Source organism: Clostridium fallax, from assembly GCF_900129365.1.
Taxonomy (GTDB): domain Bacteria; phylum Bacillota; class Clostridia; order Clostridiales; family Clostridiaceae; genus Clostridium_AH; species Clostridium_AH fallax.
The window spans coordinates 103,221-126,226 of the sequence record NZ_FQVM01000004.1 but is presented as its reverse complement, the minus strand read 5'-3'; the positions used below and the strand labels follow the sequence as shown (position 1 = coordinate 126,226).

The window sequence follows — 23,006 nt, the reverse complement described above, 5'->3', positions numbered from 1 at the left end:
ACCTTAAAATCTCATCATAGATTATTATGGTAATTTTAAATTTTACAATATAATTATATTTATAAAAAAAATTTTACTATTCCTTTAAAAAATTGATTTTTTAATTTCATATGTTTAAATTAAGTATAATAAGCTATTTATAATAATAAAAAATAAAGATTAAGAGTTATTTAAATAAACTCCTAATCTCTATAAATTCTTTTATATAATAAAGTCTTTTTTATTTATACATTAAATTTATCTTTAAATTTCAAAATTTTTGCATTTATTATATACTTCTTCATCTACATCTGCTTTTATATAAGTCCCATTATCTTTATAATCCTCTTCTAAAACTTTTCCATTTCTATGAAGATAAGCAACTATTTGTTGATCACTATATGGAATTAAAAATTCTATAGTTTTTAATGTATTTGGAATTTCTTCTCCGATTACCTTTAAAAGTCCATCTAAATTTATAGAATTCTTTGCAGAAACTTCTACTATATTATATTTATTATTTTCTTCTTTAAGTTTTTCTAAATCTTCTACATTAGCTAAATCTATTTTATTTAAAATTAATACTTTACTTTTATCCTCTGAGCCAAGTTCCGTTAGAACCTCTTCTACAGCTTTTATTTGCTCTCTTACATAAGGAGAAGATGCATCTACTACATGACATAATAAATCTGAATAAATTACCTCTTCTAAAGTGGATTTAAAAGCCTCTACAAGTTCATGAGGAAGTTTTCTTACAAAACCTACAGTATCTGTTAAAGTTATAGTTCTGTTATCTAAAAGATTTATCGCTCTAGTTGTTGTATCTAAAGTTGCAAAAAGCATATTAGCTTCAAAAACCTTTTCTTTTCCCATATTTTCTTTAGATGCTCTAAGATCACAAAGAGCATTTCTTAAAGTAGATTTTCCTGCATTAGTATATCCTACTAATGAAACTTGAGGAATACTTTGTTTTGTTCTTTTTTCTCTTTGAACTTCTCTATTTTTCTTTATTTTTTTAAGCTCATCTGTAAGATCATATATTCTTTCTTTTATATGTCTTCTATCTGTTTCTAATTTCTTTTCCCCAGGTCCTCTTGTTCCAATTCCACCACCGGTTCTTGATAACACTGTTCCAAGACCTGTTAGTCTTGAAAGTCTATATTTTAATTGAGCAAGTTCTACTTGTATCTTTGCTTCTCTTGCCTTTGCTCTTCTTGCAAATATTTCTAATATTAATGTGGTTCTATCTATAACTTTAGCTCCTATAGCCTCTTCTAAATTTCTAACTTGAGATCCTGATAATTCATCATCAAATATTATTAGATTTGCTCTCATTGCCTGCTTTATCATTGAAATTTCTTCTACTTTTCCTTTACCTATATAAAAAGCAGAATCTATTTTATTTCTATTTTGGAATATTTCCTCTAATACAGGAATATCACAAGCCTCTGCAAGCTCTTTAAGTTCCTTTAAGCTTTCTTCACTATCACAACCTACAAGTATTGCTTTTTCTCCTTTATCTTCCTCTACGTTATTATTTTTTATTAATTCTTCTATAAAGAGAATTTTATCTAAAATATTGTATTCTAAAGCTTTATCTAAAGGTAAATTTCTAGCTTCTTCCCACACAAGTTTTTCATTTTCTACATAGCAAAATCCAAGAGTTACATCTTTTATTCCTTCTTCTGTAAGTCCAATAGCCATAATTGCATCTAACTTTAATTTAATTAAAGCAGAAATATCTAATGCAGATAATCTTGAATTTCCATTAGGATGGGTATGTATTATTCTAACGCCAGATAACTTTTTCTCATTTATATCAATAAGAGGCATCTCTACACTAGTACTATCTCCAATAGCTACAGAAACCACCTTACCTTTTCTGTCTATTCCAACACTTACTTCTCTTTCTAAAGACATTGAAATTCTTGAAATTGTATCTATTATTTCTTCTGTACAAATAGTATACTTTGGAATTTTTACTTCATATAACTTATCTAATTCCTTTAAAATACTATTTTTTATTCCATCTATATTGCCGTAAATCACGTTAATCACCTCTTCTACAGTTATTCATCTATAACTTTCTTTAATTTTATACTATAAAAAGTAAGTTGTAAACTTAATTAAAAGGCCTTTAAATCATAATTAAATAAAGATATAAACCTTATTTAACTTTATTATAAACAATTAAAAACAGAAAAATTATTAAATATAATAAAAAGTTTTAAATATATTAAATTCAAAATGTTTATTTTAATATTTTTATTTAAAAATATAAATATTATAAAGCTTAATTATTTTGTTAAAATATTATCATTTTAATTTATTTTATGGTAAAATATTCTATAAGAGGTGATTTTTATGAATTATATCGGTGAAAAACCTGGAAAAGGCTATTACTACTGCACAATGTGTAGAGAGAGAATTATTATAAATAATAGTAAAGATATGCTCCCTCCTTGTCCAAAATGTACAAATTCAAAATATACTAAATAAAATTTTAATAAAAATTTTCAAAATATTTTTAATAATTTAATGTTTTTATTTAAAAAGGTGTATGACTATTTTGCCACACACCTTTTTAAGTAAAAATTCTTTTCTTTATAAGATTATTAATATAATAAACTTTTAATTTTAAAACTCTTAAAATCTAAAATTATTATTCTAAAAACTTTATTTTATATATTAGTATAATTTAAACAATAAAATCTTTAAAATAATACTTAATTACTTAGTTTTTTAAAAATATTGCAAAGCTACTAAAATGTTGTTAATATTTATATTAGGATTTTCAATTTCAAAAATACTATCTAAATTAGTATTTATTTACTTATTTATATATCTTTATCAAAGATATATAGTCATTTTGCATGGATTTAATTCTCATCTATATAGCATTCATATTAATATTTTTGCTCTATTTATAAAAAATATAATTAACTCTCATGTAATCATGATATATTACTAAATTTATAATTTTAAAATAAATATTTTTGATTAATTGAAAATAAATCGAAATAATACAATATTTATATAATTTAATAATAAAATATTGTAAATATCTAAAATAAAAGTATCGGAGGATTAACATGGAAGATAAAAAACGTAATATTCTTCTATCAGCAGAAGAAATAAGCAAAAGAATTAAGGAATTAGGTTTAGAAATTTCAAAAGACTATGAAGGTAAAAATATATATGTTCTTTCTTTGTTAAGAGGAAGCTTTATATATACTGCCGATCTTGTAAGGGAAATTACAGTGCCAACTCAAATTGGCTTTATGACAACATCAAGCTATGGCCATTCAGAAACAAGCTCAGGAACAGTTAAAGTTGTTAATGATATTCCTGATAACATAGAAGGTTTAGATGTTTTAATAGTTGATGATATTATAGATACAGGATATACTATGGAGTTTGTTGTTAACCATGTTAAAAAATTAGGTGCAAATTCAGTTAAAACTTGTTCTTTACTTGACAAACCATCAAGAAGAAAAGTAGATTTAACTCCTGATTACACTTGCTTTGAAATAGATGATTTATTTGTTGTAGGTTACGGATTAAATTATGGAGAATATTATAGAAATATTCCCTACATATTTAATTGGGAAGATAAATAAAATTTTTTTAAATAATCTTTTATCAAATTTTTAAATGTAATTTACATATGTTTAAAAGAAAAATGAGCTTCTTAAAATAAAAATTAATTTTTATTTTAAGAAAGCTCATTTTTTAATTAATTATTTTCCAATCCCATCAAAACTTATAGATGTTTTTGGTATTTTTCCTACAATTATAGTTTCTGCTATAGGCATCTGTACTTTTACTTCTATATCTTTAGAATCAAAAGGTACTGTTAATTTAAGTTTTGCATAAACTTCTACGTATATTTTATGTCTAGTTTGATTTATACCTGCAGATTGAAACTCTGTATCATATTTTATATCAACTCGTCCAACAGGCACCATTTTAACATTAATCTTAGGACCTAATTCCCCTAAGATACTATTATTAAAAACATAAGATAAAGGAATCTTTACCCCTACAGCCCCAATTTTTTTTAAATCTTCTTGAGCCTCTAATGCAAGTTTTGAAGATATAATATTTAACTTAACAACATCTGCTCTTACCATTACTATATTTCCCTCATCATCTTTTTCTATTTTCATTATATCCCCATAATCAAATTCTTTTGTACAAACTTCTAATATATTTTTATTTATAATTTCCGTTGATAATGATTTAATTTCCCCATCTCCTATTGAAAGTACCGAGGGCATTATATTCTTATCTAAATAATATATAAAAATAGAAAAAAATATTGATATAATTATAAAAAAAGTAATTATATATAATTTTGTTAATTTTTTCATTGTTCTCTTTACCTCAGATTAAATATAGTGTATTAGTATTATTAATATGCTATAATAAAATATAATATTTGTTGTTTTAACATTTATTGGTATTTATATTATTGTTCAGGAGGATGACATGGCCAATAAAACTATAAAAAATACTAAAAAAAGTAAGAAAAAAAATAAGAAGCGTTCAATTTTTAAAAACATTCTTATGACTTTCTTATTTTTGATTTTAACTGTTTTTGTTATAGGAGCAGGTTATGTTTTTGCTATTATAAGTAGTACACCTGCTCTAGATGTAAATGCAGTTCTTCAACTAAACCAGCCATCTAGAATTTATGATAATAAAAACGAATTTATGGATAATGTTCAAACTGAGGAGCAACGTTTCGTTGTTCCACTTGAAGATACATCAAAATATCTTCAAGATGCTTTTATATCAATTGAAGATGAAAGATTTTATCAACATAAAGGAATTGATGTAAGAAGAATAGTTGGTGCTGCAATTTTAGATGTAAAAAATATTTTTGCAGGTAGAAGAGGGCTTCATGGCGCTTCTACAATTACACAACAACTATTAAAAAACACAATTTTAACAAATGATATTTCTATTTCAAGAAAAGTAAAAGAAATTTATCTAGCTCTTCAACTTGAAAGGGAATTAGGTAAAAATCAAATTCTAGAAGCATATTTAAATACCATTCCCCTAGGAGGACACACTTATGGTGTAGAAGCTGCTGCTAATAAATATTTTAGTAAATCCGCCAAAGATTTAAATTTATTAGAAAGTGCTTATTTGTCTGGCGTTACACAGGCACCTACACTTTATAACGCTCTAACAGCTAAATCTAAGGAGGATCCATCTCCTTATATAAATAGAACAAAAACTGTTCTTATGAAAATGCATGAAAATCAAAAGATAACTACAGAAGAATATAATCAAGCAATTCAAGATATCGATAATGGAAAGCTTGCATTTAATCCTTCTAAAAAATCAGATTTATTTAATTATGAATATTTTTCAAGAGCAGTTATAGATCAAGTAAAAAAGGATTTAAAATCTAAGTATAAATATAGTAACGAAGAAGTAAACAAGTTAATTATGAATGGTGGATTACAAATTCACTCTACTATGGATAGAAGTTTACAAGATTATACAAAAGAGGTTTTAAATGATCCAAATAATTTTAATGTAAGAAACAATAAATCCCAAATGCTAAAAGATAGTAGTGGAAACTATACTTACCCAGCTCTTCAAGCTTCAGCTTCAGTTATGGATTATAAAACTGGTGAAGTTAAAGCTTTAGTTGGAGGTAGAGGAACCCAACCTCCTAAAAGTTTAAATAGAGCTTATTCAGAACTTAGACCAATAGGTTCTACTACAAAACCTTTAACTGTTTATGCTCCAGTTATTGATATGAAAATGATGACTGCTGCAACTGCAACTTCAGATACTCCATTACCTCAAGATATAGGAAAGCAATATCCTACTGGTAATGGCCCTTATAACCCTAAAAATGAAGATAATAGGTTTATGGGATCTATGACATTAAGGGAAGCTCTTAAATATTCAAGAAACTTACCTGCAGTTAAAGTAGCACATGAATTAGGTATAAAAAACGCTGTTGCTTATGGAGAAAAGTTTGGTTTAATCTACAATAACAATTCAAAAGGAAGTATTTCTGCAGTAGCATTAGGTCAATTTGATGGAGTTAAAGATGGTTCTAATCCATTTTATTTATCTGCTGCTTATGGAGTATTTGGTAATAATGGTTTATATACAGAACCTAAATTATACTCTAAGGTTATAGATGCTACTGGAAAAGTATTATTAGAAAACCAATCAATTACAAGAAAAGTTTTATCGCCTCAATCATCTTTCATATTATATGATATGCTTAAGGAACCTTTAAACTATTCTGCTGGTGCTGCTAGATTTGGAAATATGCCTGTTTCAGGTAAAACTGGAACTACATCAGGAAACAAAGATCTTTGGTTTTCTGGCTTAACTCCTTATCTTTCCGCTACTGTTTGGGTAGGATATGACAAACCTACAGAAGTTAAAGGTACTAGCGGAGCCGTAGTAACTCCTATTTGGGGTAAGATAATGAAAAAAGCCCATGAAGGGTTAGCTGTTAAAGAAATTGATGTACCAGAAGGTGTTGTTAAAGGAACAGTTTGTCAATGCTCTGGAGGTTTACCTACAGATCTTTGTAGAAATTTCCCTGGAAACTCTATAGCTACTGAATGGTTCATCGAAGGAACTGAGCCTTCTAAACTTTGTGATGCTCATGTAGTTGCAAAAATAAATAGACTTAACGGTAAACTTGCAACTGATAGTACTCCTCAATCTCTAATTGTAGAAAGAGTTTTTGTAAGAAGTCAATATGCTGGAGGGGTAGATTCTAGATATGTTTTACCAAGAGAAAAAGATGATATGGTTGCAGAACCACCTAAAGAATCTTCTCCTCCAAAGGTAGAAACTAATAATGAGTCTAAAGAAAATACTGAGACTAACAAAGATAATAATACTAACACTGGGGAAGGTACTGCTGGTAATGCTCAAAATAATAATAGCAGTACAGGTAACAGTACTAATAATAACTCAAAACCTAATAATACTACTAATAATAATCAAAATACTGCTCCTCCATTATCTAATAATACAACTGGTAATGGACACTAGTATACTTAGGATTCTGAGTTAACCATAAATTAGTTATTTATTATTTCATAGAAAGAAAAAGTACATGATGATTTAAATCATGTACTTTTCTTTTTTTCTTAAAGATTATCACGTTATGAATATTACGATACCCTTTCCTTCATTTTTTATATAAAATCATATTTTTATTTTAATTAACTTTCTACTCATATATCTATATTATTACGGTTTGTAAATTTTACTATTAATAAGTTTAAATTTTAAAATGAATAAACCAATAGTTGTTATTGCATTTTTTTCATTTTTCCATTACAATATAAAAATATAAACAAAAATTTAGACAAAGGAGGACTTACATGATAATAAACAATTTAATAAATACTTTTAATAACTTTTTATGGTCCTATGTACTTATTATTCTTCTAATAGGACTAGGATTATACTTTTCATTTAAAACAAAATTTGTTCAAATAAGATATATAAAAGAAATGTTTAGACTATTAGGTGATGGTCTTGGCAAAAATTCCGATAAATCAAACCATTCAATTTCATCTTTCCAAGCTTTCTGCATAAGTACAGCATCAAGAGTTGGTACTGGTAATCTTGCTGGAATAGCAATAGCTATATCCGTTGGAGGTGCTGGAGCAGTTTTTTGGATGTGGCTAATTGCACTAATTGGTGCCGCTTCAAGTTTTATAGAGAGTACATTAGCTCAAATCTATAAAGAAAAAACTAAGATAGGGTTCCGTGGTGGTCCCGCTTATTATATGGAAAAGGCTTTGAAAAAGCGTTGGATGGGAGTAACTTTCTCAATTTTAATAACTATAAGCTTTGGTTTAGTATTTAATTCTGTTCAATCAAATACTATAAGTTTAGCCTTTGATGAAGCTTTCAATTTTCCAACCTTATGGATGGGTATAATATTATCAGTACTTACTGCCTTTATAATATTTGGTGGAATTAAAAGAATTGCTAAAATTTCAGAAATTATAGTACCAGTTCTTGCAACTTTATATATAGCAATTGCTCTTTTTATTATGATAAAAAATATTGGACAAATTCCATCAGTTATTAAGTTAATATTTCAGCAAGCCTTTGGAATAAAAGAATTTGTTGGTGGAACTCTAGGTGGTACAATCTTAATAGGTGTAAAAAGAGGATTGTTTTCAAATGAAGCTGGAATGGGAAGTGCTCCTAATGCAGCTGCTACAGCAGAAGTTTCTCACCCTGTAAAGCAAGGGTTAATACAAACCTTAGGTGTATTTACAGATACTTTAATAATTTGTAGCTGTACAGCTTTTATAATTCTTTTATCAAATGTAAATATAGATGGATCTCTAACAGGCATTCAATTAACTCAAAAGGCATTAAGCTCCGAAATAGGTTCTTTCGGAAGTATATTTATAGCTATATGTGTATTTTTATTTGCCTTTAGTTCAATTGTTGGAAATTATTATTATGGACAAAGTAATATAGAATTTTTATCAGATAAAAAAACTCCATTGTTCATATATAGAATATTAGTAGTAGGTATGGTTTTATTTGGTTCAATAACTAAAGTAGACTTAGTTTGGACCCTAGCTGATTTATTTATGGGTTTAATGGCTTTATTAAATCTATTTGCAATAACTCTTTTAAGCAAATACTCAATAATTGCTTTAAAGGATTATGCATCTCAAAAAAAAGCTGGAATTTTAGAACCAGTTTTCGATTCTTCCAAATTTGAAGAATTTAAAGAATTAAAACTTTGGAGAAGAGATTCTAAAGATACTGAAGAATATGATGAATATTTAGAAGAGAATGCATTATAAAAAAATCCAGGATTTTAAAATCCTGGATTTTTTATTTTAAAGGCTAATTCCTTATAAATTTTATTATTTTCTCTATCTATAATTACCTTATATATTTTAGGGCATCCAACTTCTCTCCATTTTTTCATATATTTAGCATCTGCTTTTTCAGAATAAAAATATCTTTCATCATATTGATCTGAAAACTCTAAAAAACTATCTATATTTCCTTTATGTAATTTTACATCTTTTAAGTTATTAACTAATATTAAAAAAAACTTTCCTGGCACCTTATATTCATATCTTTTATCCTTTATTTTAACTCCTTCCAATAAGCATCTTTTTAATATTCTATTTTTTTCCAATTCCTTATCAAAAGATAATTTTATATAAAGATTATATCTTTTATCTATATCAGCTCTTATTCTTATCATTAGTGCCCTCTATCCTTTCTATAGTATATTACTCATTAATATTTAAATATTATTTAGCTAATACATAAAAATAGATTAAAAAACCTTGCAAATATTTTAATATTTGCAAGGTTTTATCTCAGTTAAGTAATATATTTGCATACAGCTCTCGCCTTCTCCTCACCTAAAAATTTCTTAAGTATATGCATCGCAAGATCTATTCCTACAATGTTACTACTAGATAAAATTGTTCTTCCATTATCTACTACAGTTTTATTTACAAAGTTAACCTTTCCATTTATAGTTTTAATTTCATCTCTCAATCTAGAATTATCAGGAATATTATTATCCTTTAAAAGTCCTAACTGCAATAGCATTAGTATTCCATTCATTATCCCTACAACAAGCTCACATTTATTATTTTGTAATTTTATAAAATCTATTAATTTTTCATATTGAACTTTATCTTCAATAATTAATCCATTAGGAATTATTAAAACATTTCCTTTTTTAAATTCGTCATAAGTAAAATCTACATCTATTTTTATTCCAGAAGATGTAATAATAGGTTTTTTATCTAAAGATACCGTTTTAATCTTAAAGTATTCCTTTCCAAATATTTTATTAGCAAGAGTTAATATATCAATTACTGGCACAAAACTTAAAAGCTCAACACCGTTTTCAACTATAACTCCTACAACCCTACTTTCCGGTACTACATTGCTTAAAAAATTATCCTTTGTAAGTTTATAAGTAATGTTTGTCCCTTTTTTTCTTATAACTTCAAAACCTACTCCAGATAAAGTTACCTTTCCTTCTGGATTTGATACAGTGTCAATCATCATAAGTCCACCTAGTTCATAGAAAAAATACTCTAAAAGAAGCCTTGCTGCCTCTGTTCCATATCCCTTTTTTCTATAACTAGCTTCAACTTTAATATTAAATCTTGCAATTTTAGTAGCTGTATCATATCCATGAAAACTTACCTCACCTACAGGATTACCATTCTTTTCATATATTAAACAATAAAAATTCTTTCCATCAGTAGGCTCTATCATTTTTTTATAAAACAAAGGCCATTTATCCTCTGTAAAGGAATATACACCTCCAGAGTCTTTCATTGTTTCATAGTCATTCCAAAGTTTTTCTGTATATTTTAACTCATTGAATTCAGGCTGCTTTATATAAACAAGCTTTCCCTCTCTTCTGTATAAACTTCTATTCGTCATATTATCACCTAATAATCTTATTATATACGTTAAATTATATACTAAATTTAAGTAAATTTACAGTATAATATTCTTTTAATATTAAAAGTTATATATTTAAATATTTTATTTTATATTTACTATTTTTACATCTTTTATAAATTATAAATAATAAATTTACATTTACTAAACCTAAAGGTAGGTAAATCTAAACCTTATAATTGTATAATATAGGTATAGTCTAGTTAGTTACTAGGTTTAAGAAAAAAAAATTTTTCATATTTTTAGCTAAAAACTATTGATTTATATTTTAAAAATTTATATAATTAATTTGTTTGTTTAGTAAATATAAACATCAAGTTTAGTAAATCAAAGAATTTGAGGTGTATCCTATGGAAATCGGAGATAAGATTAAAAGACTTAGAATAGAAAAGCAATTGACACAAGAAGAATTAGCAAATAGATGTGAATTATCAAAAGGATTTATATCACAACTTGAAAATGATTTAGCTTCTCCTTCAATTGCAACATTAGTAGACATACTTGAAATCCTAGGAACAAATTTGAAAGAATTTTTTAGTGATGATTCTAATGAAAAGATAACATTTTCTAAAGATGATATGTTTGAAACAATAAATGAAGAACTAAAGTATAAATTAATGTGGCTTGTTCCTAACGCTCAAAAAAATAGTATGGAGCCTATAATAGTTACTTTAGAACCAAATGGAAAATATACAGAAGAAGAGCCCCATGAAGGTGAAGAATTTGGATATGTTTTAAATGGAACTATTTATCTTCATTTAGGTGATAAAAAATTAAAAGTAAAAAAAGGCGAAAGTTTTTATTTTAAACCTAGAGCTAATCACTATATATCAAATGCAGGCAAAAAAGATGCAAAGATAATATGGATTAGTACTCCGCCATCATTTTAATAAGCAGAAAGAGGTGTTTATTTTGGGTGAAAACATTATAGAAATCAAAAATATTTCAAAAAGCTTCGGTAGTCAAAAGGTATTAGATAACCTAAGTTTAAACATCAAAAGAAATGAGTTTTTAACACTACTAGGTCCAAGCGGTTGTGGTAAAACTACCACTTTAAAAATTCTTGCTGGTTTTGAAACAGCAGACAGTGGAGATATTTATTTTGATAATAATTTAATAAATAATATTCCACCTTATAAAAGATCATTAAATACAGTATTCCAAAAATATGCTTTATTTCCTCATATGAATATTTATGAAAATATTGCTTTTGGTCTAAAAATTAAAAAATTACCTAAAAAAGAAATAGATAAAAAAGTTAAAGATATGCTAAAACTTGTAGCACTTGAAGGCTTTGAAAAAAGAAGTGTAGATTCTTTAAGTGGCGGTCAACAACAAAGAGTTGCTATTGCAAGAGCTTTAGTTAATGAACCAAAAGTTTTATTATTAGATGAACCACTTGGTGCCTTAGACTTAAAACTTAGAAAAGAAATGCAATTAGAACTAAAAAAAATACAAAAACAATTAGGAATTACATTTATTTTTGTAACCCATGACCAAGAAGAAGCTTTAACTATGTCTGACACTATCATTGTTATGAATAAAGGAGAAATCCAACAAATGGGAACTCCTGAAGATATATACAATGAACCAGCTAATGCTTTTGTTGCAAAGTTCATAGGTGAAAGTAATATATTCTCTGGGATTATGCTTGAAGATTTTAAAGTTAATTTTTGCGATACTCTTTTTGAATGCGTAGATAAAGGTTTTGATAAAAATGAAGAAATTGAAGTCGTAATAAGACCAGAAGATGTTAAAATCACAAAACCTAAGGATGGAATGATTAAAGGTCTTGTAACTTCTGTAGTATTTAAAGGTGTTCACTATGAAATTGTTGTAGTTGAAAATGATAGAACTTGGATAATACACAATACAAAAAATGCATCAGTAGGTAGTGAAATAGGATTAGTTCTTTATCCTGAAGATATTCACATAATGAAAAAAGGTAGTGATGATTAATTATGAAAAAGAAAAATAACAATTCACTAGCCGCTTATCCTTATTTAATTTGGAGTATTATTTTTATTGTAATTCCTCTAATATTAGTTCTATTTTACAGTTTAACTACAAAAACACCAGAAGGTACTAAATTTTCTTTAGACAACTTTAAGAGATTAATGGATCCTTTATATATAAAAGTATTATTAAGATCTCTAGAATTAGCTTTAAAGTCAACATTACTTTGTTTACTATTGGGCTATCCTGTGGCCTATATTATATCAAAGCTACCACTTTCAAAAAGAAATACTATAATAATGCTATTTATACTTCCCATGTGGATGAATTTTTTATTAAGAACTTATGCTTGGATGTCTATACTTGGTAAAAATGGAGTTTTAAATACTATTTTAACTTCAATAGGCTTACCAGCTATGAATATTCTTTATACAGATACTGCTGTTATGCTTGGTATGGTTTATAACTTTCTTCCATTCATGGTTATACCAATATATACTGTTCTTACTAAAATAGATAAGGACTTAATAAATGCTGCAGCAGATTTAGGTGCAAATAGAAAAAATATATTTCTTAAGATAATACTACCTTTAAGTACACCAGGAATTATGTCTGGAATTACTATGGTATTTATGCCAGCAGTATCAACTTTCGTAATATCAAGACTTTTAGGTGGCGGACAATTTATGTTAGTAGGTAACTTAATAGAGCAACAATTTACTACTACTGGAGATTGGAACTTTGGTTCTGCTATTTCCATATTTATGATGATTATAATTTTAATATCTATGGCAATTATGTCTAGATTTGATACAGAAAATAGTAAAGAAGGTGGTGGACAGCTATGTTAAGAAAACTAGAAAAAATTAGCTCTAAAGTTTATTTAGCTTTAATATTTTTATTTCTTTACGCTCCTATTTTTGCTTTAGTAGTTTTTTCTTTCAATAATTCAAAATCTATGGCAAAATGGCAGGGCTTCACCTTCAAATGGTACGGAGAATTATTAAAAAATGATAGAATTTTAACTGCATTATATTACACAATATTAGTTGCTATAATTTCAGCTGTAATTTCAACTATTTTAGGTACAATTAGTGCTATAGGTATTAATAAAGCTAAAAATTCTACTAAAACACTTTTATTAAATATAAATTATCTACCTGTATTAAATCCTGATATAGTAACTGGTATAGCCCTTATGAGCTTATTTGGCTTCTTTGCTTTAGAAAGAGGATTGTTAACAATGATTCTTGCTCATATAACTTTTAATGTACCTTATGTTATATTATCAGTATTACCTAAACTTCGTCAGCTTCCTCCTAATATAGAAGATGCTGCACTAGATTTAGGCGCTAGTCCAAGCTATGCATTAAGAAAGGTCATATTGCCTCAAATAAAATCAGGTATAGCTGCTGGATTTTTAATTGCTTTTACAATGTCTATTGACGATTTTGTAATAAGTTTCTTTAATACAGGAGGAAAAGTTACAAATCTTTCAATAGAAATATATTCTATGGCAAGAAGAGGTATTAAACCTGAAATTAATGCTCTTTCAACATTAATGTTTGTTGTAGTATTAATTTTATTATTAATAGTTAATAAAAAACAATCTATAGTAAGAGGTGATATTATTGATTAAATTAAAAAAAATATTTTCTTTAGCTTTTGCTGGAATATTAATGACTTCACTATTTGTAGGATGTGGTGATTCTAAAGATAAACCTACAATAAATATCTTTAATGCAGGAGACTATATAGATCCTACCCTTTTAAAGGACTTTGAAAGAGAAACAGGGGTAAAGGTTAATTATGAGACTTTTGAAACTAATGAAATAATGTATCAAAAACTTAAAACTGATACTTCTAGTTATGATTTGGTAATACCATCTGATTATATGGTAGAAAAAATGATAAAAGAAGATATGTTAGAAAAAATAGATTTTAAAAATATTCCTAATTACTGTAATATAGATGATAAATTTAAAAATCTTGCTTTCGATCCAACTAATGAATATTCAGTTCCATATATGTGGGGAACTATAGGTATTTTATATAATAAGAAAATGGTAAAGGGCCCTATTGATAGTTGGGATGTTCTTTGGGATCCTAAATATAAAGGTCAAGTATTTATGCTAGACGCTATGAGAGATTCCTTAGGAATAACACTAAAAAAACTTGGATGTTCTTTAAACAGTACAGATTCTAAAGAAATAAATGAAGCAAAAGATGAACTTATAAAACAAAAACCTAATGTTCTAGCTTATGTTGGTGATGAAGTTAAAGATAGAATGGTAGCAGATGAAGCTGCTTTAGCTGTAATCTATTCAGGAGATGCTCCTGTATTGAAGGAAAGAAATCCTGATTTAGAATATGTAATACCAAAGGAAGGAACTAATCTTTGGTTTGATTCTATGGTAATCCCAAAAGGTGCTAAACATAAAGAATATGCAGAAAAATTTATAAACTTTATGTTAGACCCTGAAATTGCAAAACAAAATGTTGAATATATAGGTTATTCAACTCCTAACAAAGCAGCTTTAGAGCTTTTAAATGATGATATAAAAAATGATAAAAATGCTTATCCAGATGAAGGGGTTTTAAAGAAATGTGAAGTCTTTAAAGATCTTGGAGATAACATAAAAAAATATGATGAAGCTTGGATGGAAGTAAAATCTAATTAATTGACTGAAATTTAAATTAAATATAAAATAAGATAAACAAAGATTTCTTTGTTTATCTTATTTTTTTATAAGAAACTTTCATTATATCTTTTTCTATTTTAATTAAGTCTTTATTTCTAACCTAGAAATAAAAGGAGGTTATTTTTATGATAAGATATCATATGGTAATTACCGGAAAAGTCCAAGGGGTAGGTTTTAGATTTTTTGTACTATACACTGCTTCTCCTTTTAATTTAACTGGTTATGTAAAAAACTTATCTAATGGCGATGTAGAAATTGAAGCTCAAGGAAATCCTAATAATTTAATGAAATTTCTTTCTAAAGTTATTAGTGGAAATAATTTTTCAGTAATTACAGATTACTCAATTAAAGAAATTCCTATAATTAATGATGAAAAAAAATTTAATATAACATACTAGCTCTCTTATTAATTAAAAATAAAGATTTATCATATAAAAATAAGCCACCTCTTTATAGGTGGCTATTATACTTATTTAACTTTAAATTATTCTTAATATATTTTTATATATCCATTAGGCATAAATGAATTATATTTATGGCTATATATAAACTTATCTTTTATATATGGATCATATTTATAATACCATTTACCATTTATATTTTGAAACAATATATAAGTATTTTTTAGTATTTCATTATTAACATCTTCAAATTCTTTTTTATCACTAAAAAGTGGAATATTACTATCTTGTACATATACCTTTAAAAAGTCATCTCCTATCCACTCATATCCATAACCTAAAATAGCATGTCCAGAACCATTACCAAAAACAGCAATTACCGGTGGATTATTATCATCTATCATATCAGTAATATATTTTACATTTATTTTCTTTTCTATTTTGTATTTATCTATATTAAAAAAATTTTTTATTTTTCTAATATAATAATATGCCATATTTTCTGCTGCATCTAATCTACTAGTAAGAACATATGGCAAAAATTCAACTTTAGGATTTATATTAAAGTATTCTCCTTGATAATAACTAATAGTTCTTAATAATTCTTTCACATCCTTATCTTGTATGTCGTTAAAAGTAGTAGGTGCTTTACCAAAAACTAAAGAATACATATTTTCAATAGTATAATCTTTAGGTTTATACCCTTTTCTTAGAAGCAAATTAAACTTTTCTCTTGAATCTAAAGTATTATCATCTGGTGGTCCATAAAGAGCTATGATATCATCATTATTTAAACTATATTCACCTATTTTTTTTGATATATTAGAAAGATTATAACCTAGCTTATTATCTTTATTCTCTACTTTTTCTTTTAATTTACCTAAAAACAATTCTTTTTCTGTGTAAGCTATTCCAAAACAATTTCCTAAAGGTGAGCTTTCTGTTGATATATTTTTAAATTGAAAAGTATCTTCCCTTATATTAAAATCTTTAACTTCTTTATAATAAGCATTGTTTTTAATATCAGCTCTTATATTTAAAAAGTTTTCACCTTCTTCTAAAAACTTTTTACTTCCAAAATTATTTTTATATACCATGTTAAAGTTTAGTGGAAAAACTACAAACACAATTAAAGCTCCTATAATTGAAATAAATATTAAAGATAATATTCCATATATCCACCTTAGGTTTATAGATTTAAATCTCTCTATGCTTTCCTCCCTAAGTAGTATAGCTTCCCCTTCATTATTAAAAATAAAAACTTCTCCACTTTTTATATAAAAGGGAAACTTATCTTTACTGCATTTTTTTCTACTAAATCCTTCTCTATAATAAGCTTTTTCTCCTTTAAACTTTCTAAAAATTAATTTTCTCATAATTACCTCATTAAACTGTCTCTAAATTTAAGTTCTATTTAATTTTTCAGTTTTTATTTATATATTACTTATTTATTAAACTATTTTTATATCTATGTTTTACCCTTTTTCTACTTCATAATCTATAAGTTGAAGATCATTTTCCCTTATTACACTGGTTAATAAATCTTTATATATAAGCTTACCATTTTTATCTGATACAGTGCTATATCCTGCATTTTCTATAGATGTTATTTGTTCTATATAAGTTTTTCCTTTAAATACTCCACTTTCTTTATATCTTTTATGAGTAGCTAAAAATTTTCCATAGTCTTCTATAGATTGTTTTTTAGAGTTATAAACTCTAAAATAATCATTTATCTTGTCATCATAATTTTCTTTAGTACTCATTTTAATTTTCTTTCCATCCCAACTTTTATCTGCTTTTATACCAAATAGATTATTGCCTTCCTCTGATAATTTAGATTTTCCCCATCCTGACTCTAATATTGCTTGAGAAATTACTACAGATGGCAGTATCTTATACTTTTTGTATATGTCTATAGCTGCTGGTGTTATTTCTTCTATAAATTGTTTATTGGAAGATTCAGAATTTAAGTTACCTGGAACTAGACCTTCATTTTTTAATCTTTCTAAATTACTTTCTGCTTTTCTTATTTGTTTTTTAGATAAATTCATTTCTTTTAAAACTTCATTAAAGCTCTTTAAAGTATATGTAGCTTGTCCATCAACACTTTTTTTATTTAAAAACTTATTTCCAATAGATTTTATATCCTCTTCTTTTATTGATGTAAAATCATTATCTTTAATTGCTCCGTCTATGGCAGCTATTTGCTTCCAATTAAGCTGTAACTTTCCATTGCTTATTTTATCAGTTTCTTTAATATATATAGAAATATCATCCCTGCTCATAAGTTTTTTATTTTTATCATAATTGTGATAACTAAAATAAAATATTCCTACTATTATAGTTAATATAATTATAAAAAATGTAATTACCTTTGTCCTTAATCCTTTATTTTTTTTCTTTATTTTTCTTCTTTCAATTCTCTTATCTCTTTTATCTACCACTTTTTCCTCCAAATTTTATAATATATTTTATATAATATCATATATAAAAATTTTAAGAAACTTTATAAATTTTAATATGTTTAAAATATATTAAAACTTAGGTAAATTAAAATAAACATCTTTTTAAGTGATTAATAAAAAATATTGATTTTTTAATTTATATAAATTTGAAATTAAAGATTAAAAATAGGTTTTATTTTAGTTTATTTTAAAAAGGAATCTATCTTATACAAATAAAGATAGATTCCTTTTTAGATTAAATATTTATATTATATATTATAGAAAATTTAACATATAATTAACCATTATAAGATTAATTATCCTCACTTCTTCTTTTATTTTTTCCAAGTTTTCTAGATTCTTTAGAATAGCCTACTTCATCAGCAGTTTCCATTTTCATTTTTTCTAATTCACTCTTAGTTTTTTGAGATGATTTTTTGTTGCTTTTACTATTTTTATTATTTTTATGTGCCAAAATAATCCCTCCTAATTTATATTTAATACTATATTCTCCTTTTTATATATAGTTTATTCTCCATATAAAAGGCAGGATTAATATAAAATCTTCTTAAGATATAATCATCTTAAACTTATAAGCATTCCCATAACTCTTCTATAGTTTCATAATCTGAAAATATTTTATCCATAAGATTAAAAGCATCATCTTCTTTCCAAAGCTTATATTTTTTTTCATTACTCACTTCAATAACATTATCTATTTTTTCCTTTTTAAATATAGTATGAGCTTCACTTAAATCCTTATAATACTTTATATTCTCTGATATAGTATTCTTTAATTCTAGACTTAAATATCTTTCGTTTTTATCATTCCTAAAATCAATTATTATTTTATCTTTTTCTAATAAATTTAAAAACTCTCTATGTAAATCATATCCATAGTTAAACCAAATATCATAAGTATAATCAAAGCTTTCCCCAAACTTTAACATAATCAAAAATAAGGATATATTATTATTTCCTAAAGTAGAACTTTTTACTCCCACTAATTGATTTTCCTTAATTTCTAAAAGACTCTCTTCATATTCTTTTATAATAATTATAGGTACTAATTTTTCCCCCACTAAAATAACCATAGGAGTTATACTAGGACAAGGCCTATTATTTAATATATCATTTACTGTATAATCACTCATTATATAAATCCTTTCTTCTTTCTAATAATAAATTATTAACATTTTCTCATAATTTAAACATAAAAATCAATTACTTAATAGATAATTGACATCTATTTCATTTATTATATAATTATTCATATATACTTAATATTGGAGCGGATGGGCAGCTTTATAATTACCCACCTGCTCCTTTTTTTAGGAGGTTTTATATGAGAAAATTTATATATAAAGAAAAAAGCTTTTTAAAGCCAGTACTGATTTTGGCAATACCTATAATATTCCAAAATCTTATAACTTCATCTCTTAATCTTGTAGATAATCTAATGATTGGTTCTTTAGGAGAAAATCAAATTGCTGCTGTTGGACTAGCTAATCAATTTTACTTTTTGTTTATTTTAGCTATGAATGGAATTAACGGTGGTGCTTCAATTTTTATGTCACAATTTTATGGAAAAAAGGATATAAAAAACATAAAGAAATTTCTAGGTATTGATTTAACTGTAGGATTTATAACCTCTCTTACTTTTGCAATTTTAGCAATAATCTTTCCTCAGTTTATAATGTCAATATTTACAAAAGATCTTAATGTTATAACTCTTGGATCAAATTATTTAAGGGTAGTTTCTATAAGCTATATTTTAACCAATTTAACTTTATCTTTCTCTACAGCTTTAAGAAGCACTAATCAAACCAAAATTCCAATGTATGGTAGTATAATCGGACTAATATGTAATGGATTTTTAAACTGGGTTTTTATTTTTGGAAATTTAGGCTCTCCTTCACTTGGTGTAGTTGGCGCAGCTTTAGCTACTACCTTAGCTAGAACTTTTGAAATGCTTTTTATAATTTTATCTGTATATTTAACTAAAAATAAAATAAGGTGTACCTTTAAAGAAATTACATTTAATAAAAGTTTATTAAAAAAATATTTTATTACTGCATCACCAGTTATTTTTAATGATATTATGTGGTCTTTAGGAATAACTTGCTATACTATAGCCTATGGAAAAATAGGGGTTAGCGCTGTAGCTACAATACAAATAGCTAATACTGTAAATAATTTATTTAATATATTTGGTATTGGTATGGCATCTGCAACTTCAATACTAATTGGAAATAAAATAGGTGCTAAAACTAATGATGAAGCAGTAGTTTATGCTAAAAGGATAGGATTATACACTCCTATTTTAGGACTGATTATAGGTATTATATTATTTATATTTTCTCCTATGATAATTTCATTATTTAATATAAATGCTGAAACCTATAATAATACATTATGGATTCTTAGAATTATGGCCCTTTTAACACCCTTAAGATTTTTTAATATAGTTATGATAATAGGAGTCTTAAGAGGTGGTGGAGATGTAAACTATGCAATCTTCTCTGAACTTATAGCTGTTTGGGCTTATGCTGTTCCTATAGCCTTTATATCTACTATATTCTTTAATCTATCAGTTATAGTTGTATATATTTTAGTTTGTGGAGAAGAAGTTGTAAAATTTTTCTTTGAAATTCCAAGATTCAATTCAAATAAATGGGTTAAAGATATAACTTCAAATATATAATTTTAATACTTTAAGAAATTTCATAAAGTCAATTTAAAAAAAATCACACTAAAATGCATTTAACATTTAGTGTGATTTTTAATATAAAAATATTTTTATACTTTATATTTATTTATATATTTTTTAATAAGGAAAGTTTCTATTTCTCTTTAATAATAAATTAATCTAAAAAATATACTTAGTTTATCTAAATTATTATTGGTTTTATTTTTTAGCTTTTTGTCTTTCTATTTCTTCAGCTAATTCATTTAAATAAGTCCATCTTTCATATTTCTCTTCAAGTTTTAGAGCTAACTCTTCCTTTTCTTTCATAAGCTCTTGAAGCTTAACAAAATCTGTAACATACTTTGCTAAATCCTCTTCTATGGCACTTATTCTATCTTCTAAATTCTCAATAACAGTATCAATTTCATCAAATTCTTTTTGCTCATTAAAAGAAAACTTTAATTTTTTATCATTCTTAGGTTTTTCCTTCTTCTTATCTATTGGCTTTTCTTTTTTTTCTACAACTATATTGCTTAGTTGATTTTCTTCTTTTAATGATAAGTAATCTGAATAGTTACCATTTAGTATTTTTATATTACCATTTCCTTCATAAGAGAATATTTTGTTACAAATCCTATCTAAGAAATATCTATCATGGGATACTGTAATTATAGGACCATTAAATCCATCTAAAAAGTCTTCTAATATTGTTAGTGTTGTTATATCTAAGTCATTAGTAGGCTCGTCAAATAATAATACATTTGGAGCTCCCATTAAAACTTTTAATAGATATAATCTTCTCTTTTCTCCTCCGGATAGTTTACCTATATAAGTGTATTGCTTTTCTGGAGTAAAAAGAAATCTTTCAAGCATTTGAGAGGCAGATATTTTTTCTCCATTAGCTAATGGAAGAAATTCTCCTATCTCTCTAATATATTCAATAACTCTCATATTTTCATCTAAATGATAATTTTCTTGAGAGAAAAATCCTATCTTTACTGTTTCTCCAACTTCTAATATTCCACTATCTGCATTTATTTCTCCACTTACTATCTTCATTAAAGTAGTTTTACCAGCTCCATTAGGACCTACAATACCTATTCTATCATTTTTTAAAAGTATATATGAAAAATCCTTTATAACTTTTGTTTCATAGCTTTTATTTATATCTTTAAGCTCTATTATTTTATTACCTAATCTTGACCCTACTACAGATAACTTAAGATCATCTTCCTTTGTAACTACCATTTCTTCTTTTAATTTTTCAAATCTATCAATTCTAGCTTTTTGCTTTGTAGATCTAGCCTTAGCACCTCTTTTAATCCATGCATATTCTTTTCTGTAAAGACTTTCTCTTTTTCTTTGTGCAGCTTCTTCAAGTTCTTCTCTTTCTACTTTCTTTTCTAAAAATGTTGAATAATTTCCTTCATAAAAATATAAATTGCCATTATTAAGTTCTATTATTCTATTAGTTACCCTGTCTAAAAAATATCTATCATGAGTTATCATAAATAAGGCACCTTTTCTAGCATTTAGATATTCTTCAAGCCATTGTATAGTATCGCTATCCATATGGTTTGTTGGCTCATCTAAAATTAATAATTCACAAGGTGTTATAAGAGCTGATGCTAAGGCTACCCTTTTTCTTTGCCCCCCTGATAATTGTCCGATTTTTTTATTGAATTCAAAAATACCTAACTTAGTAAGTACAGTTTTGGCTTCACTTTCTAATTGCCATAAATTTAAATTATCTATTTTACTTTGAAGTGATATTAATTTATTAGATAAATCTAAATCTCCTAAATTAACCTTTTCTAATACCTCTTCATATTCTCTAAGCAAAGCCATTTCTTCAGAATTTCCTTTAAAAACCTGCTGAAGAACTGTACTTTCAAAATTATATTCTGGATTTTGAGATAAATATTCTATTCTAACTTTATTTCCTTTAATTATAGTACCACTATCTTCTTGTTCTACTCCTGCTATAATTTTTAAAAGTGTAGACTTTCCAGTACCATTAAGACCTATAAGTCCTATCTTATCTCCTTCATTTATACCTAAACTTATACTATTTAAAAGATTTTTATCACCATAGTTCTTTGTTATATTTTCTATAGTAATTAAATTCATATGTATTCCTCGTTTCTCTTATTTATTGCTTTTATAAATAACTTCTTATATAAAATAATTTACTTATATATCATAAAATTAGATAATAAAAAGCCTTGCTATTACTCATAATGCAAGATTATCCTAGGGTCATTATATCATGATAGATATTAATTCTCAAATCTCTAAACCACTCTAAAAGATTATAAAAACAATTAAATATATTCTATTTTTTATAGATTTTATT

20 protein-coding genes are annotated in these 23,006 nt (G+C 25.9%); 11 read left to right on the top strand and 9 right to left on the bottom strand.

What is annotated here, in order from left to right:
- Positions 1-243: 243 nt before the first annotated feature.
- Positions 244-2,028, bottom strand: coding sequence for a GTPase HflX (hflX, locus tag BUA70_RS03645; protein WP_072893260.1), 1,785 nt, complete (start codon positions 2,026-2,028; stop codon positions 244-246).
- A 315-nt stretch (positions 2,029-2,343) separates the two neighbouring features.
- Between hflX and BUA70_RS03640 the strand changes: the two genes are divergently transcribed.
- Both BUA70_RS03640 and hpt read left to right on the top strand, forming a co-directional pair.
- Positions 2,344-2,478, top strand: a complete 135-nt coding sequence (locus BUA70_RS03640) for a zinc ribbon-containing protein (protein WP_072893256.1) — start codon at positions 2,344-2,346, stop codon at positions 2,476-2,478.
- A 593-nt stretch (positions 2,479-3,071) separates the two neighbouring features.
- The gene (gene hpt, locus BUA70_RS03635; protein ID WP_072893252.1) at positions 3,072-3,599 is read left to right on the top strand and encodes a hypoxanthine phosphoribosyltransferase; all 528 of its coding nucleotides are present in this window, start codon (positions 3,072-3,074) and stop codon (positions 3,597-3,599) included.
- Positions 3,600-3,719: 120 nt separating this feature from the next.
- Here hpt and yunB read toward each other — a convergent pair whose 3' ends face one another.
- Positions 3,720-4,352, bottom strand: a complete 633-nt coding sequence (yunB, locus tag BUA70_RS03630) for a sporulation protein YunB (RefSeq protein ID WP_072893249.1) — start codon at positions 4,350-4,352, stop codon at positions 3,720-3,722.
- A 118-nt stretch (positions 4,353-4,470) separates the two neighbouring features.
- Here yunB and BUA70_RS03625 point away from each other — a divergent pair, with 118 nt between their 5' ends.
- Both BUA70_RS03625 and BUA70_RS03620 read left to right on the top strand, forming a co-directional pair.
- Positions 4,471-7,023, top strand: a complete 2,553-nt coding sequence (locus BUA70_RS03625) for a transglycosylase domain-containing protein (protein ID WP_072893247.1) — start codon at positions 4,471-4,473, stop codon at positions 7,021-7,023.
- A 335-nt stretch (positions 7,024-7,358) separates the two neighbouring features.
- Positions 7,359-8,813, top strand: a complete 1,455-nt coding sequence (locus tag BUA70_RS03620) for an alanine/glycine:cation symporter family protein (RefSeq protein WP_072893245.1) — start codon at positions 7,359-7,361, stop codon at positions 8,811-8,813.
- A gap of 14 nt (positions 8,814-8,827) precedes the next feature.
- Here BUA70_RS03620 and BUA70_RS03615 read toward each other — a convergent pair whose 3' ends face one another.
- Both BUA70_RS03615 and BUA70_RS03610 read right to left on the bottom strand, forming a co-directional pair.
- A complete protein-coding gene (locus BUA70_RS03615) occupies positions 8,828-9,226 on the bottom strand; it encodes a hypothetical protein (RefSeq protein ID WP_072893243.1) in 399 nt (132 codons plus the stop codon).
- A gap of 122 nt (positions 9,227-9,348) precedes the next feature.
- Complete coding sequence (locus tag BUA70_RS03610; protein WP_072893241.1) at positions 9,349-10,434, bottom strand: GNAT family N-acetyltransferase; 1,086 nt, start codon at positions 10,432-10,434, stop codon at positions 9,349-9,351.
- A 371-nt stretch (positions 10,435-10,805) separates the two neighbouring features.
- On the opposite strand from BUA70_RS03610, the gene BUA70_RS03605 reads away from it, so the two are divergent.
- The 6 genes from BUA70_RS03605 (at position 10,806) to BUA70_RS03580 (ending at position 15,511) form a co-directional block, all read left to right on the top strand.
- Complete coding sequence (locus tag BUA70_RS03605; protein WP_072893238.1) at positions 10,806-11,345, top strand: helix-turn-helix domain-containing protein; 540 nt, start codon at positions 10,806-10,808, stop codon at positions 11,343-11,345.
- A gap of 22 nt (positions 11,346-11,367) precedes the next feature.
- Positions 11,368-12,414 carry a spermidine/putrescine ABC transporter ATP-binding protein gene (gene potA / locus BUA70_RS03600; protein WP_072893236.1) on the top strand — a complete coding sequence of 349 codons (1,047 nt, stop codon included), beginning with the start codon at positions 11,368-11,370 and terminating at the stop codon, positions 12,412-12,414.
- A 2-nt stretch (positions 12,415-12,416) separates the two neighbouring features.
- A complete protein-coding gene (locus tag BUA70_RS03595; RefSeq protein WP_072893231.1) occupies positions 12,417-13,262 on the top strand; it encodes an ABC transporter permease in 846 nt (281 codons plus the stop codon).
- The gene (locus BUA70_RS03590; RefSeq protein ID WP_072893228.1) at positions 13,256-14,050 is read left to right on the top strand and encodes an ABC transporter permease; all 795 of its coding nucleotides are present in this window, start codon (positions 13,256-13,258) and stop codon (positions 14,048-14,050) included. The genes BUA70_RS03595 and BUA70_RS03590 overlap by 7 nt, the downstream gene beginning before the upstream one ends.
- Entirely contained in the window at positions 14,046-15,092 is a 1,047-nt protein-coding gene (locus BUA70_RS03585) for an ABC transporter substrate-binding protein (protein ID WP_423236770.1), read from the top strand. Before BUA70_RS03590 ends, BUA70_RS03585 begins: the two co-directional genes overlap by 5 nt.
- A 146-nt stretch (positions 15,093-15,238) precedes the next feature.
- On the top strand, positions 15,239-15,511 hold the full coding sequence (locus tag BUA70_RS03580; protein WP_072893224.1) for an acylphosphatase: 273 nt from the start codon (positions 15,239-15,241) through the stop codon (positions 15,509-15,511).
- Between the two features lie 92 nt (positions 15,512-15,603).
- On the opposite strand, the gene BUA70_RS03575 is transcribed toward BUA70_RS03580, so the two are convergent.
- From BUA70_RS03575 to BUA70_RS03560, 4 genes are all read right to left on the bottom strand, one after another.
- Positions 15,604-16,890 carry a hypothetical protein gene (locus BUA70_RS03575; protein ID WP_072893222.1) on the bottom strand — a complete coding sequence of 429 codons (1,287 nt, stop codon included), beginning with the start codon at positions 16,888-16,890 and terminating at the stop codon, positions 15,604-15,606.
- 99 nt (positions 16,891-16,989) lie between these two features.
- Positions 16,990-17,961: a glycoside hydrolase family 73 protein gene (locus BUA70_RS03570; protein WP_242977312.1), complete on the bottom strand. Its 972-nt coding sequence runs from the start codon at positions 17,959-17,961 to the stop codon at positions 16,990-16,992.
- 313 nt (positions 17,962-18,274) lie between these two features.
- On the bottom strand, positions 18,275-18,436 hold the full coding sequence (locus BUA70_RS03565; RefSeq protein ID WP_072893220.1) for a small, acid-soluble spore protein, alpha/beta type: 162 nt from the start codon (positions 18,434-18,436) through the stop codon (positions 18,275-18,277).
- A gap of 115 nt (positions 18,437-18,551) precedes the next feature.
- Entirely contained in the window at positions 18,552-19,115 is a 564-nt protein-coding gene (locus BUA70_RS03560; RefSeq protein ID WP_072893219.1) for a hypothetical protein, read from the bottom strand.
- Between the two features lie 191 nt (positions 19,116-19,306).
- On the opposite strand from BUA70_RS03560, the gene BUA70_RS03555 reads away from it, so the two are divergent.
- Positions 19,307-20,665 carry an MATE family efflux transporter gene (locus tag BUA70_RS03555; protein ID WP_072893218.1) on the top strand — a complete coding sequence of 453 codons (1,359 nt, stop codon included), beginning with the start codon at positions 19,307-19,309 and terminating at the stop codon, positions 20,663-20,665.
- Positions 20,666-20,869: 204 nt separating this feature from the next.
- On the opposite strand, the gene BUA70_RS03550 is transcribed toward BUA70_RS03555, so the two are convergent.
- Positions 20,870-22,780, bottom strand: a complete 1,911-nt coding sequence (locus BUA70_RS03550) for an ABC-F family ATP-binding cassette domain-containing protein (protein ID WP_072893215.1) — start codon at positions 22,778-22,780, stop codon at positions 20,870-20,872.
- Positions 22,781-23,006: the final 226 nt, after the last annotated feature.

Coding starts and splice junctions, on each gene's coding strand:
- BUA70_RS03640 (WP_072893256.1), top strand. CDS start 2,344: ATGAATTATATCGGTGAAAAACCTGGAAAAGGCTATTACTACTGCACA.
- hpt (WP_072893252.1), top strand. CDS start 3,072: ATGGAAGATAAAAAACGTAATATTCTTCTATCAGCAGAAGAAATAAGC.
- yunB (WP_072893249.1), bottom strand. CDS start 4,352: ATGAAAAAATTAACAAAATTATATATAATTACTTTTTTTATAATTATA.
- BUA70_RS03625 (WP_072893247.1), top strand. CDS start 4,471: ATGGCCAATAAAACTATAAAAAATACTAAAAAAAGTAAGAAAAAAAAT.
- BUA70_RS03620 (WP_072893245.1), top strand. CDS start 7,359: ATGATAATAAACAATTTAATAAATACTTTTAATAACTTTTTATGGTCC.
- BUA70_RS03615 (WP_072893243.1), bottom strand. CDS start 9,226: ATGATAAGAATAAGAGCTGATATAGATAAAAGATATAATCTTTATATA.
- BUA70_RS03610 (WP_072893241.1), bottom strand. CDS start 10,434: ATGACGAATAGAAGTTTATACAGAAGAGAGGGAAAGCTTGTTTATATA.
- BUA70_RS03605 (WP_072893238.1), top strand. CDS start 10,806: ATGGAAATCGGAGATAAGATTAAAAGACTTAGAATAGAAAAGCAATTG.
- BUA70_RS03595 (WP_072893231.1), top strand. CDS start 12,417: ATGAAAAAGAAAAATAACAATTCACTAGCCGCTTATCCTTATTTAATT.
- BUA70_RS03590 (WP_072893228.1), top strand. CDS start 13,256: ATGTTAAGAAAACTAGAAAAAATTAGCTCTAAAGTTTATTTAGCTTTA.
- BUA70_RS03580 (WP_072893224.1), top strand. CDS start 15,239: ATGATAAGATATCATATGGTAATTACCGGAAAAGTCCAAGGGGTAGGT.
- BUA70_RS03575 (WP_072893222.1), bottom strand. CDS start 16,890: ATGAGAAAATTAATTTTTAGAAAGTTTAAAGGAGAAAAAGCTTATTAT.
- BUA70_RS03560 (WP_072893219.1), bottom strand. CDS start 19,115: ATGAGTGATTATACAGTAAATGATATATTAAATAATAGGCCTTGTCCT.
- BUA70_RS03555 (WP_072893218.1), top strand. CDS start 19,307: ATGAGAAAATTTATATATAAAGAAAAAAGCTTTTTAAAGCCAGTACTG.
- BUA70_RS03550 (WP_072893215.1), bottom strand. CDS start 22,780: ATGAATTTAATTACTATAGAAAATATAACAAAGAACTATGGTGATAAA.